Below are 14480 nucleotides of genomic sequence, written 5' to 3' on the forward strand. Positions count from 1 at the left end.
ATTGTATGGCTTGTACTGACACCGGCTGGCGCTGCGCTAGCGGACAACGCCCACGCCAACACCAGGAACAACAGGGGAACGACTTTCACTTTGACTCTCCGATGGCTTGGCTGAGCGATATGCAATGCACGACCTTACTGCGCCGTACATTCAGGTTCTGCGAGACGCTCACCATCAACGCGGAATTTGCATAATTCGGTAGTTTCAATCACTCCAACCAACGACATCAGCTTGAAGGTCAACTGCAATTCGGTGTCGGAAAACGCGGCCCTATCCAATGAGACATCGGTGAAGCCGTTGTTAAAGTTCTTCCCTTCGATGTCGCAGAACTCCATCGAGTCGCTCGCTGCTCCTTGTCCCCCAGGCTTGAGAATCTGAATATTGACGCAGGGGCTATCGAACGTTTGGTAATAACGGACCAGTTTTCCGGAAACGTGAGCGACATCTGCCTTATATATATCGACGACCGGCCCTCGTGCGTTGCCTGCAAATGCACAACATGAAAAACACAAAACTGAAAACAGCGACAATCCTTTCAAGACTCACCCACTCCATAAACCTGCTGATCAAATGCTTTAGTTCACTGTTTGCTCTTGTCCGAAGCCATAGCCAATTGACGGGCTCGCTCTATCGTCGCGCGAATCAAACAGGAGTCCGACCATTCCCCGAAAACCGATTTATACGATTTCGGCTCAGGCAGACACTCCGCGTCGCGAAACTTCATCCAGGCCCTTTGGGTTTCTCTCAGACCTTTCTGTGCATTTTCGTCCAACCGTTCCATGCGCTCCCGGTAAACGAGGTTGAGCAGTGCATCCGTATCCGTCACAACCAGATCAAGCGCCCCACTCGACGCTGTTGGCCACACAACGTCCGCCAACGCCTGCTTGGTTTCGTTGTTCCAATTGTAGAAACCGTTCTCTTCAATCTTCAGCCAGGCAGAGCGCCTATGATGATTGGTCGGATCGGTCGCACTGACTTCAGACTGGTAAACAATCTCCAGATAGATCGGGTCGGTTGAGCGCTGAGGATCATTCAGCAGCGTTTGGCGAACGATGGCCCGTTGTTTTTTGCTCTCGGTGATTTCAATCGAAAAGCATGGGTCCGGGCCGGGGCGGTCGGCTGACTTAACCCTCTCCAGACACTCTTTACGAAGGGCCATAGAGGTATCACCCGGCCCCCCTCCTACGTCGAGAACCCTGACGAGCAGTCGTATTTCTGGATCTTTGGAAAAGTCCGCCTGAAGCACGGTCGCAACCATAGTTCCTTCTGCTTTCACAACCGAAGACAGCAAAGAAAAAGCCACAACAAGAATAAATCTAAAACTCATAATCCCTTGATGTCCGCAAAAATCCAACAGCAAACTAGAACCTGTTTTAATCCAAACATACGAAATAGATCTATTTAAACGCCGCACCAAAATCAAAGCCGCTGAGCGCAAGACCACAAATAAATCTGTCACCTTTTTATTCTAAAGCAGGACAAATCTATTTTCGTAAAAATGAGCGTAACAAATAAATCTGCCCCCTTGCGCTTCTTTGCGCTTTCCACTTGCACTTTATTTGTCTATTTTTTGCTGGGTATCATGGCCTCAAATGACGCTTTAATATCATCCAACTTCGGATCACTTTTTAGATTTGACCTAGGTACACATGCAGAAAACTTGACCGTCGCACCACTCACACCTTTCAGCCCATAAAAGCAGTCGAACCACAGGCCCTTTTTCTTCAAGGAAAATTTTCTATCAGCAGCGGCAATTTCATTATCAGAACTCCAAAGCATAAAGGGAGACATTAATACTCTGACCTCGGCGGAGCCCGACGCTGATGAATGGGCAAGGTCTACCCTTCCCGTTTCTAATCCTTGTTGAAACGAATCATCGGCGGCGTAGTTGTAAATATATTTACCATTTCCATCGAATCGTCCAGATGCCGCCAAGCTCTTTTCAAATTCAACAGGCTCAATTAGGAAAACATTTTCCTCTGTTAAAATATCTGGATTTAAATTGACATTCGAAACAAGTTCGCCATAGCACACACCATCCTCTGTTCTCACGTTCAGCTTGAAACCAGGAATTTCGGGAATTAAAACACCGCAGCTATCCAAAGATGCTGACTGAGCAATTGGTAAAAATAACGCAACGAAATAGAAACCACTGAACAGCATCAAAAAAACTTTCATTACAATGTCCTTTTATGAAAAGCGCTCGGTGGTGAAGATACTAAATCCGAAAGAAAATAATAGGCGTGTTTGAAGAAGTGCCTGCGCCTGGCGAGATGTAGCGCTCCTCGGTTCACTTGTCTAGTCAAGCTAAGAATTTTCGTGTCTGCCGCAGCCAGTCCCGTTGCCGTGCTAAGTTCTGTTCCGCTTAAACCGTCAGCCTCTCTATGTATATTTTTCACCCCCCTTAGCACATATACCCCTGAATTATTTCTATCCCTTAAGTCTTCTTTTACCCAATAATATCCCGCACTATCACAAGCGTTATCTGCCACATCCGAAACATCTAAATGGGCTGTACCAGTGACAAAACTCTTGCCACGATAAGCACCGTATTGGGAGTAGAGTTCACGACCTGTCATTTGAATAACACCCCGCCCAATATATTTTGGGCCATCTCCGGGACTGCAGTTACCAATAGGAGACAAGGGCAGAAGTCCAGCCCCCCACTCCGGAACTGCTCTGTGAATGACCACATTGCAACGCCCTTCGTAGCCTCGAGTAAAGTAGTCCGTATTTCCATACTCCCGCGTAGTCCTCAACAAATCAGTTTCCGTCAACGCTTGCGAAAACAAAGCTGAAATTCTCTCGAAAGTAGAAAAATTATACTTCCTCATCATTTTATTGAAGCTCAAATGCATTCCTGCAGGACGATAGGCTTGTTGGTTACCGGAGCCCTCGAGTGTAAGTCTTATTTTCACGGTGGAATTATTTACTTCACTTGGAGTATCTGCTCCAACTGTTGGTATTACCTGCATCATTTCATCCAGGCTGAGCCAGCCGCACTTTCGAAATAGCGCGACAAATTGCTTCGGCGGAAAATGCCAGTGCTCAGCATCAATACCTTCTATATTGGCTTCCTCCCAAAATGCCAGTGCCTCATAATGCTTTTTTAGGCGCTCGTAGATCTCAGTTGAAACGATGGGTGTCTCCCCCTCTTTCAACCAGCTAAATCTTTGGGAAAAATTCTCTTTCTTCCATTCAGTGGGAAACTTACACATCAATCGGCTTATTTTCGCATACATCGCCGGCTGGCTTAATATCGCTCGACACCGCTCCCGCTCTTCGGGGGTTTCTGGTGTTTTTTCAATGCCAAGCAAATCCATAACTGACTTAGACTGGCAACGGCCATCACCATTGGCATCATCATCTATCAACATCCAGCCCTGCCAATGGGGAAAGTCTGCATCGCTATACATTGTGATTGTCGGACCGTTTAGGTTTATCCATCCTGGGCCATTTGGCGACGTTATTTTTCGCCAATGCGCACAATCTGCCGGCTGCAAGCTATCTGAACCCAGCACTCTTCCAAACCTTAACAACTCATAACCGGCACTAGTGCAATTCGGGTAAAGTTTAGACGCATGAGTGTAAAGATTATATTCATAATCAGAATCGTCAGCGCATTCGCCTTGCAATACACCAAACTCATTAAATACTGACAACTTACACTGCCCCCGCTTGTAGCTCATCCGAAGAAATAAAATTTCTTCTGGTCGATAAACTACAGCAGATGTGTTTACTGAGCTCTTAGGATTAGCGGGGCGGTCTGCGTACAAAATGGCTTCGGGTGGTAACTGAAAATGCATATCCCCCCAACAACTATCTATTCGCCCACTAGCGCTTCCAACTTTATTAGTCGACCGCCCTGTGATTTTTGAAATCTGATCCTGACCACAAATTACTTCAAAGTGAATTTTGTTAGGTTTCCCATAAACACTACCGGCAGCGCCCAACTTATCCTTTCTATAGACGCGCAAACCCACGCTAATATTCGCGATTGAGATTGATGAGAGATGCATATAAATAGAATAAAATACAACTTTTGCTTGCTCACCCTCACCGATATCCGTTTCGTGCTTTATAACCAAGCACCCATTATCGGTCCAACCACCCCCATAATTAAGTGCTTCAGAGCTATGTTCCGTAGACGGCTGGCGAAAGTAGGCGATCTTCCCATCAGCGATTGCGCGAACCGGCAGAGAACTACCAGCTACCTGAGGAGCCGTAAGATGGACGCCACCATGCCACCCCATATCGTAACTTACTGGGAATGCGCCATCTCCTGGCTCACCGGCGATCATAGCTCTATCGAGATAGTCCTGATCAGTTTCATTGGCAACGCTTGCAGGAATAAAGGGAGGGCTAATTAACATTGATATGGTCCATTTCTACTCAATTCAAATCCATAGAAGCCAGCATTACAGCGAAAACGGATAATCCACTTCAGGCTTCGATTCTTGTGGCGCATTCGCAATCGCCTGATCCATCAAACTCCCCGCCTTATCCTTATCCGCCGCCCCCGGCAGCACCGGCGGTTTGATCCCGATGCCAGTGCCCGCACCCGGCGAGCCGCCAGCGTTGATCTTCACCACCGGCCCAACCACCGTCACACCACCGCCATCCAGCTTGATGAAACTGCCGCCGCCGAGAATCGTCAGCTCAGTCCCCGCCTCAATGACAATCTTGTCCCCAGCCTTGATATGAATTTCTTTCCCGGCACTGGTCAGTTGCGCAGTCCCGAGCTTCACATGCTGGCTCTCGCCAATAGTCAGGTGGTCGTCCATCCGCGCTTCGATCTTGCGGTCGCTGATGGTAGTGCGGTGTTCTTCAGCCTTCAGCTCGGTGTAGGTGTTTTTCACCACGGTGTCGTGACGTTCATTCCCGACGCGGATTTTCTGGTCGTGCTCGATGTTTTCATCCCAGTCGCGCTGGGCGTGGATGAAGATTTGTTCGGCGCCTTTTTTGTCTTCGATGCGCAGTTCGTTGTAGCCACCGCCGCCCGGGGAGCTGAGGGTTTTGAAGACGGTTCGGGTTTTGTTCGCTGGCAAGGCGTACGGCACCGGGTTTTCCTTGTGGTACAGGCAGCCGGTGACCAGTGGCTGGTCGGGGTCGCCTTCAAGGAAGGTGACGAGGACTTCCATGCCGATGCGCGGGATGCTGATGGCGCCGTAGCGGTCGCCGGCCCAGGAACTGGAGACGCGTAGCCAGCAGCTGGTTTTGTCGTCGGCCTGGCCTTCGCGGTCCCAGTGGAATTGCACCTTGATGCGGCCGTATTGGTCGCAGTGGATTTCTTCGCCTTTGGGGCCGGTGACCATGGCGGTCTGGCTGCCGAGCACGCGGGGTTTCGGGTGTTCGAGGGCCGGGCGGTAGAACACGTCCCACGGGGTGGCGAGGAAGGTGTTGCGGTAGCCCTGGTGGAAGTCGTCCTTGTTGTCGGTGGTGTCGCTGGTCACCGACTCTTCGAGGACTTGCGGCTGTTTGCCTTCGTGGAAGATTTCGGTGAGCAGCCACAGGTCGTTCCACTCGCTGCGCGGGTGGTCGGACATTTCCATGAAGTGGCCGCTGACCAGTTTTGTCTGGTCGCCGCGACCCTCGGCCTGACGGTAGTCGGCGCGATGGCGTTCGAGAGCGCGCTGGCTGAGGAATTTGCCACGCGCGCGGTCGATGAATCGGCCGGGGTAGTCGTAGTCTTCGAGATCCGGTTCAGTGCTCTCGCCGTCCGGTTTGTAGGCGGCTTCCATTTGCAGGCGCGGTTTTTCGAAATCGTAGTCGCGGCGGGTGGTGCGGCTGGTACGGGTTTCCAGGCGCAGTCTGAAGCCTTTGATCACCGGTTCTTCGGCGACCATGCCGCTGCCCTGCACATACGCGGTGGGCTGGCCGAGATTCGGGAACACGGTCTGGTCATCGCCGAACACCAGCAGATGGCCTTTCTTGCTGTGCTGGAAGTGGTAGTGAATGCCTTCCTCTTCGCACAGACGCTGGACGAAGTGCAGGTCGGTTTCGTCGTACTGCACGCAGTAGTCGCGATCCGGGCACGGCTGGCTCAACTGGAAGCTGTAGGCGTTGCCCTTGATGCCGTGCTCGTCGAGGATCAGCGCGATGATTTTCGGCGCCGACATCTGCTGGTAGATGCGCTGGTTGGTGCGGTGATGCAGGTATTGCAGCTGCGGCACCAGCGAGACCTTGTAGCGGGTCAGGCGCTTGCCGGCATCGCCCTGGGCGACGCGGTAGATCTGGCCGTGAATGCCCGAGCCCTGTGGATCGAGGGCAAGGAACGCCTGTTTGTGCAGGAGTTTTTCCAGGTCCAGATCCGGGTTTTCGCTGACCAGTTCCAGGTCGAAACGGAACGGCTGGCTGATGCCTTCGGTGCCGGTGAACGACAGGACTTGCAGGTCGCCTACGTAGTCTTCAACGGTCAGGCTGAAGTGCGTTTCGTTAGCTGGGTTGAACATAAAGTGCTCCCTGTTCGAATGTCATCCGTTACGCCCTCAGCCGCAAACGCTGCAACCAGGACGAAGTGGCGCCCAAGGCGTCACGCAATTGTTCAGCAGAAATCGTGCGCTCTGCTGCGTCAAAGGCCAGCGCAGTGCGCAGCGCTGGCCAACAGTGTGTCGGCAGATTTGCCGGGGCTTGCAGTTCGCGATCCAGGTGTTCGTCACGGGCCTGGGTCGAGGGCAAGCGGCGGAACGGGTGTTTGCCGCCCGCCAGTTCATAGATCACGCAGGCCACGCCGTACACGTCTGCGCTGGCCGACAGCGGTTGGCCCTCGAGCAGTTCGGGAGCGGCGTAGCCCGGGGTCCAGGCGTTGAAGCGTTCGCGGCTCAGGTGCGGCAGACCGGGCAGGATGCCCTCCTCGGCTTGCCCGAGACCGAAGTCAAAGAGGCGCACGCCGTCTTCGCAGAGCATGACGTTGCTCGGCTTCATGTCACCGTGCAGCACGCCGCGACGGTGGGCGTAGGCCAGCGCGTCAAGCAGCGGCAGCGCAATGTCGCGCAGTTCTTTCCACGGCAGGCCCAGTGGCCGCTCGCAGAGCAGTTTGTCCAGGGTCAGACCACGCATGAGTTCCATGGTGATGAAGGCCCGCTGGCAATCGGTGTCCACTTCGAACGTGTGCGGTCGCAGCACGTTGTCGTGGCGCAGGCGTCGGGTCAGGGCGAACTCGCTGTAGAGCAAGGCACTGGCGTCCGGCGACTCGGCAAATTCTTCGCTGAGGATTTTCAGCGCAATGTAAGGATCGGGATCGCCGAACTGTTCGTGCAGCAGATCCCGGGCCCGGTAAACCGCACCCATGCCGCCGGCCCCGAGCAGACGCTCGAGGTGATAGCGGCCGGCGAGTACGTCCGGCAGTGCACCGATGCTGGCCTTGGTCGGCGCCAGCAAAGGCTCTGCCTTGTTTTCCCTGGCGAAGGCGAAGTAGGTCAGGTTGTTGGCCTGCTCTTCGCTCATCAGCAAGTCGTCGACTGAGGATTCGAGTTCAGTCATTGGCGGATCACCACGGCAGTCAGATTGTCCCGGGCGGCGCCACGCAGGGCGCCGTCGAACAGACGTTCCAGCGCCACATGCGGCGCCGCCAGGCTGAGGGCGTTGCCGAGGGCATCGCTGCTCAGGCCTTGATACAAACCATCGCTGCACAGCAGGAACACGTCGCCCGGATACACCTCGAGTTCCAGCACATCCAGGGTCAGTTGTTCCGCCGCTCCCACCGCCCGGGTCAAGGCCTGGGCTGCCGGGTGCGCCGCAGCCTGTTCGGCGCTCATCTGTTGCTCGTCGATCAGTTGCTGCTGCAGCGAATGGTCCTTCGACAGCTGATACAACCGCTGCCCGCGCCACATGTAGCAGCGGCTGTCGCCGGCCCAGATGCAGGCCGCACGATTGCCTTCCACCAGCAGCGCCACGACGGTGCTGCCCATGATGCTGTCGTGACGCCCGGCGGTGACGGTCAACTCCTGCCCCAGGCGCCGGTTCAGCCAGTGCAGGCACTGGCGGATGGCTTTGAGGCGTTCGTCGAAGTCTTCGTGCTGCGGCAGTTCAGCCAGGCTGGCGACGATCATCTGGCTGGCGATGTCGCCCCCCTGATGACCGCCCATGCCGTCCGCGACCACCCACAGCCCATGCTGCGGGGTGTCGAGGAAGGCATCTTCGTTGCGCGACCGTACCTTGCCCGGGTCGGTTCGCGCCGCGCTGCGCCAGGGACTGGCCACCAGCATCAGAGCTGCACCGGCATACGGAAGGTGCGCATCACGCCCATGTCGAACGGGTTCGGCGTGCGCTGGCTGGTCAGCAGGTAGTTGGCGCGCAGGCCACCCACGTCGGCTTTCAGCACCAGCACGTCGCGACCGGTCAGGTACTCGGTCTGCATCAGGTCGAACAAGCGGAACAGCGACCACGGGCCGGAGTTCTTCTCGATGCCGATCGGGCGGCCGGCCATCTTGTCCATGACCAGGCTGGTGCGACCGTCTTCAGCATCGGTCGGCCATTTGAAGTTCATCGGCAGGATCGGACCGTGGCGGTACTCCATGGTCTTGTCGCCGAACTTGAACTCGGAACGGCTGACCGCCGGATCGAGGGTGTACGGCTCCAGTTTGAACTGCACGGTCGGCTCGGCCGGGTTGATCGAGAAGAAGCTCTGGCGAATGTTCAGTGCAGCCGCCATCTGATCAAGGAAGACCTTGGATACCGGCAGGCTGCGACCGTCGATGCTGCGCATCCGGTAGTTGCCCGGATCACCGCTGACGAACGGACGCATGTAGCTGTCGAAGAAGCGGTCGATGGTGCCTTGAGCCCGGAAGAACTCGCGGAAGTCGCTGATCGCTACGTCGCTGGTGCTCGATGCGCTGAACGGGTAACGCTGGTTGATGGTCTTGCCATACACGCTGTACAGCTCGCTCTGATAACGGCCGTTCAGGTATTGGTAGGCATCGTTGAGCACCAGGCGCCACGAGTCTTCGGCCAGCACGTTGAACCACACGCTCAGCGGACGCGGCAGACGACCCGACGCATTGCGCAGGTTGGTCAGCGCATCACGCTGGCCGCTCATGCGGGTCTTGGCCAGCTCAAACGCGGCCTGCTCCGGCGTGCTGGAACGGGCGAGGCCCGCCAGTTGCAGTTGCAGGTCGTTGAGTGCGGTGAAGGCCGGGGTCAGGTCAGCGGCCGGGCCGTTGTTGTCGTCGAGCAGTTTATGCAGCGGCTCGAAGCGACGTTGCAGGGCCTTCTTGGCGGTGTCCGGCAGGTTCTTCACTACGTTCATGGCCGCAGCCTTGTCCGTCAACGCCGAAGCAAGTTTGCCGACCTTGCCCAGTTTGCCCTTCTGGCCTGCCAGTGCATCGGCGGCGTCACCGGCTTCATCCACCGGCTCAGGAGCCGCCGGGAAGCGGGTGTTCTCACGTACTTCGGTCAGCAGCGCCAGCACTGGCGAGTTGGCCGAGGTCAGGCCCGCCAGTTGCTCGGCGCCTTCACCGGCATCGCTGATCGGCGGCAGCGCCACCTGGCCAACGGCCTCGCTCCAGTAGTTGGCGTAGTCGCGGAAGTACAGTTGCTCCAGCTCGACCATCAGGCGACGCAGATCCATGTCGCTGATGCCCGCACCTTCGCCCAGTACCCAGTTGTCACGCAGGATGTCGGTGACCAGCGCCGAACCCTGCACCGAGAAATACTGCTGATAACCGGTCTGGGTGTAGAAGCCCGGGATCACGTATTCCGTGCCGATGAACAACGAGCCCTGCGGGCCGAGGTGCTGGCTGAAACGGTAGTCCGGCAGGTTGCGCGCCTGTTCGCGGAGCATGCGGTAAACCACAGCCGCCAGGGACTCACTGCGCAGAACCTGACGGGCCTGCGTCACCAGTTGCTCGTTGAGCGGGTAGATGAACGGCAGCTTCAGCAGACGCTCAAGGTGCGCGTTCAAACCGTTCTGTACCGCAGTGTTGCCGGTATAGCGCTGGGACCAGTCAGTGGCGACCCAATCCTTGAGCCATGCTGCGTCGCGGCGATCCTTCATGTTCAGCATCAGGTACGCGCGCAGGCTGTTGATCAGCTTTTCGCGGTCCTTCATGTTGGCGCGGATCTGGCCTTCGAGCATGGTTGCAACACGCGGCAGCAGTTGCTTTTCAAGCTCGCGCTCGTAAGCCTCCTTGACCACCGGATTGACGTCCTGGCCCTGATAAAGACCGACGCGTTCGTGGTACGCAGCGTCGCCCTTCTTCGGGAACACCTGAGTCGCGGCGTAGCTGGTGTCGAGGGTTTTCAGCGTGCCCATGGCGTCATCGCGCGGCGACAGTGCCGTGCGCTGCTGCGTCCAGTTCTGCGCCAGATTGCGCAGGTTTTCCAGACGCTCCCAGTTGGCCGAGAAACCACCGGCCCAAAGCATGCCGAACAGTACGAGCGCGCCCAGTGCACCGACGTACAACGCACGCTGGCCCCAATGGATGCGGCTGCGCTCGCGCTTGTCCAGACCGGCCAGATCGGCCTCGGGGAAAATCACCCGGCTGAGCAAGTGGTGGATGAAACGCGAACGACCGCTGCGCAGGGTCGGCAGCACGCCGGCGCTCATGCCCAGGCTCGCGCCGATGCCGGCGGTGGTCGAATCCATTTCGTGGGTCAGGTGCGGTGCACTGGTCAGGTAGAAACCACGCAATTGTGTCGCACGCTGGTAGCGGTTGCCGGTGAACGCCATGTCGACGAACAGGCACAGACGCTCGCCGATCTGCCCCATCTGGTGCGGGAAGTCGAGGATGCGGCCACGGCGCTGGGTGTCGCGCTCGGAATGCATGCGCATGATCACCTGGCTGTTGAGGCGACGCAGCAGCTCTTCGAACTCGCCGCGCAGCACAGCCACGTCGGTGCCGACCTGATCCTTGCGGAAACTGGTACCCAGCACCTGATCGCTTTCTTCGCGGGTCAACTGGTCGAAGAACTCGTCGAAGCCCAGCAGCTTGTCAGCCTTGCTCAGCACCAGATACACCGGCACATCGACGTGCAGTTTCTGATACACGTCCTGCAGACGCGCACGCACCTGGCGGGCCAGCGTGTCGATGTCCTGCTCGCTGCCACCGGTCAGGGTTTCCACCGGAATGGTCACCAACACGCCGTTCAGCGGACGACCGCGACGACGCTTGCGCAGCAGTTCCAGCAGAGTGGTCCAGGCGCTGCCGTCGACTTCCGAATCCGGTTGGGTCAGGTAGCGGCCGGCGGTGTCGATCAGCACACCGTGGTCGGCGAAGTACCAGTCGCAATGGCGGGTGCCGTGGGTGTCGCGGGTCAGCTTGCGGTCGATCTTGTTGATCGGGAATTCCAGCCCGGAGAAGTCCAGCAGGCTGGTCTTGCCGCTGGCCTGCGGGCCGATCAGCAAGTACCACGGCAAGTCACTGCGCCAGCGCTCGCTGCGGCCGCGATACAGGCTCGAAGTCTTGAGGGTTTTCAGGGCGTCCTTGAAACGCTCCTTCAACTCTTTCTGCTCTTCTTCGATCAGGTCGTCGCGACGGATACGGTCCTGGCCGTCTTCGGTTTCTTCGACGGCTTTCTTGCGGATACCCGCGCGCCAGCTGACGAAGACCATGGTCAGGCCCCAGATCAGGAACAGCACGGCGATGGTCAGCAAGCGCGAGGTCGAACTCTCCCAGAACTTGTAGTCATCCACTGCCAACAGCGGGCCGACGAACCACACCAGCAGCGCCACGAACAGCACCAGCAGCAAGGTCCAGACCCAGGTCTGGCGCAGGAAGGCGCCGACTTTCTTGAAAAACTTTTTCATCACACGTCCCTGTTTACGGCTGCGACTGCGGCTGGACCGCGGCCGGATCAAGCGGCTGATAAGGTTGCAGAACGGTGTCGCGCTGCTCGCCCAAGACCCAGGCGAAACCCGAATACATCATCACCAGGCAGACGAAGGTGAACAGCACCACCATCCACGCCGGCACGATGCGCACCAGGTTGCGGCGCTGATCGTTGAGGCCTTCCCACTGCGGCGACAATTCGCGCGGCACGTCGCCACGCAACTGACGGATCTGCCGGTACAGGGCGTCGCGGATGCCTTCGAGCTCCAGCATGCCGCGCGCCTGCACGCGGTACTTGCCCTCGAAACCGAGGGACAGGCACAGGTACATCAGCTCCAGCATCGGCAGGTGCTTGACCGGGTTTTTCGACAGCCGATCGAGCAGCTGGAAGAACTTCTCGCCACCGAAGGTTTCGTTGTGGAAGCTGCTGAGCAGGCTCATCTGCGACCACTCGCTTTCGTTGCCCCACGGCGTGGTCACGACGGCTTCGTCGACCACGGTGCAGAGCACGTAACGCGCCGCCATCACCTGGCTGCTTTCGGCGCCGTTGTGCAGGGCGCGCACTTCAAACAGCTTGAGCCCGGCAGTCAGGCGCTCGTTCAGCGCATAGAGGTCTTCGCGGGTTTCGCTGTGCTTGAGGCGCACCACTTCCGACAGCAGGTCGGACGACGCCGCCACCAGCGAATTGAGACTGATGTTGAAGGCTTCCGCCGGGCGCAGGCGCGCGGCGTAGATCATCCGTTCTTCCAGTTGTTCGAAGCGCGGCGGCGCAGCGAAGTCGGTCAGCGGACTCGCCGCCGGGCCATGGCCCTGACGGTCGAGCAGGACGGTTTTGTCGTCCTGGTTGTGTTCCATGTCCTTGATCATGTCGGTCAGTTCCTGATGGCCCAGAATTTCAGTTCAAGCTCGGCGAATTCGCCGGACACGTGGAACGCGAAGCCGCCGGAGCGCTCGAGTTGCGCCAGGTCTTCGGAACTGAGTTCGAGGATGAAATAGGTTTTGTTGGAGTGGAACGCGATCTGCCGCGGGGCCACCGGCAACGGTTTGACCTTGATCCCCGGCAGGTGCAGGTTGACCAGTTGGCGGATGCGCTCCACCGGGCCGACCTTGAGGTGCGCAGGCAAGCGGTTGCGCAGTTCTTCGGAGTCGCAGTTGGCACTGGCTGCCAGCACGAACGACGCCGAGCCCAGCAGTTTGTGGTCGTGCAGCGGCGACACGATGATCCCGTACTGACGCGCCTGCAGGATCAGTTCGATGGCGTGCTGTTCCAGCACCATCGACAGCACCTGACGGATCGACTCCATCAGTTTGCGGAAGCTCGCACCCTGGTCGGCGTGGGAGTAGCGGCTGTCCAGACGCGGGCGTTTGCTGTCGCTGGAGAAAGTCGCCAGATCGCCGAGCATGGTCAGCAGCGTGCGGTACAACTCTTCCGGGTGAACCTGCTCCAGGCCCAGATAGTGGCGCAGCAGCAGTTCGGTGCGGTTGATCAGTTGCAGCATCATGAAGTCGCCGATCTCCGCGCCGCCGACCTTGCCGTTCGAACGAATGCGCTCGGCAATGGTGTCGCCACGGTGACCGAGCATGCTGATCACTTCCTTCAGGCACGACAGCAGGTAGCTGGAGGCGTGGGCCTGAATGTAGGTTGGCACGAAGTCCGGGTCGAGGCTGATCACGCCGTCCGGCGTGGTGTCGAGCACGTCGCAGATCTTCAGCTTCACGTAGGCCTGGTCGCTCTGCTGCTCGCCGAGCAACAGCTTGAAGTCCGGGCGACCGCATTTGACCTGGCTCGCCGAATCGTCGCCGGCGTTGGAGTCGGCCACTTCGGTTTCATAGGCGGTGTAGCGCGCCAGCACATCGGACTGCTCCGGGCGGCGGGCTTCGATGTGGTTGCCGGTGACCAGCGGCAGCGCCAGGTAAATCGGCGTATTGCCGGTGTTCGGCGGAATGTCCAGGGCCAGCGGTTCGGTGTTGCCGCCGAGCTCGAACAGACTGCCGTCCGGCAGAATCCCCGAGGCTTCACTGATCACCAGTTTGCCCATGTTGAGGAACTGCAAGTCGATCTCCAGATTCAGGAAACCCCAGGTGTAACCACCCAGCAACTGGGTGCGGGTCTTCATCTGGTGATCGTAGTAGCGGTCGTTGTGCTGGAAGTGCTGCGGACGCAGCAGCATGCCTTCCTGCCAGATGACTTTATGGGTATTCATGATCAGTCATCCGCCTTGGCGAGCACTTCGTTGGTCTTGCGGATACCGGCCTGATCCAGGGTCAGATCGGCTTCGGTGACTTCCAGCGGCATGATCGGGAACGTGTGGCGCCATTTGGTTTCCGGCAGGTCGCGGTACGCGGCGAGGATGCCGATGTAGCGGCTGCCCTCCTCCACGCTGAGTTTCAGCTCCACGGTTTCACCCGGGCGCAGTTCGAGTTCTTCGCTGGCCACCAGATCCGGGTTGAGGGATTCCTTGGCGCGCTCGTAGAGGCTGAAGAAATCGGCGTTCTCGAAGGTCACCGGGTGCTTGAGTTCGAACAAGCGCACCACGATCGGCGACGGACGACCGTTGAGGTCCGGGTTCAGCTGATCGCTGCCGGTCAGCTTCAGGTTGATCTTGGTCACTTTCGAATACGGCGACAGCGACGAGCAACCGGCGAGCAGCACCATCAGGGTGAGCGCGGTCAGCGTCTTGAAAAAAGCGGTCGAGCGGCGAGACATGCGCA

Annotated in this window: 11 protein-coding genes; all 11 read right to left on the reverse strand. The window is 57.8% G+C overall.

What is annotated here, in order from left to right; genetic code table 11:
* Positions 1 to 134 precede the first annotated feature (134 nt).
* The 11 genes from CAG02_RS29475 to tssJ all read right to left on the reverse strand — a co-directional run bounded on the left by CAG02_RS29475 (position 135) and on the right by tssJ (position 14475).
* Positions 135 to 539: a hypothetical protein gene (locus CAG02_RS29475; protein ID WP_139831832.1), complete on the reverse strand. Its 405-nt coding sequence runs from the start codon at positions 537 to 539 to the stop codon at positions 135 to 137.
* Between the two features lie 41 nt (positions 540 to 580).
* A complete protein-coding gene (locus CAG02_RS07050) occupies positions 581 to 1459 on the reverse strand; it encodes a lysozyme inhibitor LprI family protein (RefSeq protein WP_256576833.1) in 879 nt (292 codons plus the stop codon).
* Positions 1460 to 1563: 104 nt separating this feature from the next.
* Entirely contained in the window at positions 1564 to 2178 is a 615-nt protein-coding gene (locus CAG02_RS07055; RefSeq protein ID WP_085708845.1) for a hypothetical protein, read from the reverse strand.
* Positions 2178 to 4373, reverse strand: coding sequence for a M23 family metallopeptidase (locus tag CAG02_RS29480; RefSeq protein ID WP_139831831.1), 2196 nt, complete (start codon positions 4371 to 4373; stop codon positions 2178 to 2180). Before CAG02_RS29480 ends, CAG02_RS07055 begins: the two co-directional genes overlap by 1 nt.
* 45 nt (positions 4374 to 4418) lie before the next feature.
* Positions 4419 to 6452 (reverse strand): type VI secretion system tip protein VgrG, encoded by a 2034-nt coding sequence (locus CAG02_RS07065; protein ID WP_085708843.1) that lies wholly within the window; start codon positions 6450 to 6452, stop codon positions 4419 to 4421.
* Positions 6453 to 6480: 28 nt separating this feature from the next.
* Entirely contained in the window at positions 6481 to 7482 is a 1002-nt protein-coding gene (locus CAG02_RS07070) for a serine/threonine-protein kinase (protein WP_085708842.1), read from the reverse strand.
* Positions 7479 to 8207, reverse strand: coding sequence for a PP2C family serine/threonine-protein phosphatase (locus CAG02_RS07075; RefSeq protein ID WP_085708841.1), 729 nt, complete (start codon positions 8205 to 8207; stop codon positions 7479 to 7481). The genes CAG02_RS07070 and CAG02_RS07075 overlap by 4 nt, the downstream gene beginning before the upstream one ends.
* Complete coding sequence (tssM, locus tag CAG02_RS07080; protein ID WP_085708840.1) at positions 8207 to 11746, reverse strand: type VI secretion system membrane subunit TssM; 3540 nt, start codon at positions 11744 to 11746, stop codon at positions 8207 to 8209. The genes CAG02_RS07075 and tssM overlap by 1 nt, the downstream gene beginning before the upstream one ends.
* 13 nt (positions 11747 to 11759) lie before the next feature.
* A complete protein-coding gene (gene icmH / locus CAG02_RS07085; RefSeq protein WP_085708839.1) occupies positions 11760 to 12635 on the reverse strand; it encodes a type IVB secretion system protein IcmH/DotU in 876 nt (291 codons plus the stop codon).
* A 5-nt stretch (positions 12636 to 12640) separates the two neighbouring features.
* Positions 12641 to 13972, reverse strand: coding sequence for a type VI secretion system baseplate subunit TssK (gene tssK / locus CAG02_RS07090; RefSeq protein WP_085708838.1), 1332 nt, complete (start codon positions 13970 to 13972; stop codon positions 12641 to 12643).
* A 2-nt stretch (positions 13973 to 13974) separates the two neighbouring features.
* The gene (gene tssJ, locus CAG02_RS07095) at positions 13975 to 14475 is read right to left on the reverse strand and encodes a type VI secretion system lipoprotein TssJ (RefSeq protein ID WP_085708837.1); all 501 of its coding nucleotides are present in this window, start codon (positions 14473 to 14475) and stop codon (positions 13975 to 13977) included.
* Positions 14476 to 14480 lie beyond the last annotated feature (5 nt).

The sequence above is a fragment of the Pseudomonas sp. R43(2017) genome (assembly GCF_002112345.1).
GTDB classification, from domain to species: domain Bacteria; phylum Pseudomonadota; class Gammaproteobacteria; order Pseudomonadales; family Pseudomonadaceae; genus Aquipseudomonas; species Aquipseudomonas kribbensis.

Coding starts and splice junctions, on each gene's coding strand:
- tssJ (WP_085708837.1), bottom strand. CDS start 14,475: ATGTCTCGCCGCTCGACCGCTTTTTTCAAGACGCTGACCGCGCTCACC.
- CAG02_RS07065 (WP_085708843.1), bottom strand. CDS start 6,452: ATGTTCAACCCAGCTAACGAAACGCACTTCAGCCTGACCGTTGAAGAC.
- CAG02_RS29480 (WP_139831831.1), bottom strand. CDS start 4,373: ATGTTAATTAGCCCTCCCTTTATTCCTGCAAGCGTTGCCAATGAAACT.
- CAG02_RS07055 (WP_085708845.1), bottom strand. CDS start 2,178: ATGAAAGTTTTTTTGATGCTGTTCAGTGGTTTCTATTTCGTTGCGTTA.
- CAG02_RS07075 (WP_085708841.1), bottom strand. CDS start 8,207: ATGCTGGTGGCCAGTCCCTGGCGCAGCGCGGCGCGAACCGACCCGGGC.
- tssK (WP_085708838.1), bottom strand. CDS start 13,972: ATGAATACCCATAAAGTCATCTGGCAGGAAGGCATGCTGCTGCGTCCG.
- tssM (WP_085708840.1), bottom strand. CDS start 11,746: ATGAAAAAGTTTTTCAAGAAAGTCGGCGCCTTCCTGCGCCAGACCTGG.
- CAG02_RS07070 (WP_085708842.1), bottom strand. CDS start 7,482: ATGACTGAACTCGAATCCTCAGTCGACGACTTGCTGATGAGCGAAGAG.
- icmH (WP_085708839.1), bottom strand. CDS start 12,635: ATGATCAAGGACATGGAACACAACCAGGACGACAAAACCGTCCTGCTC.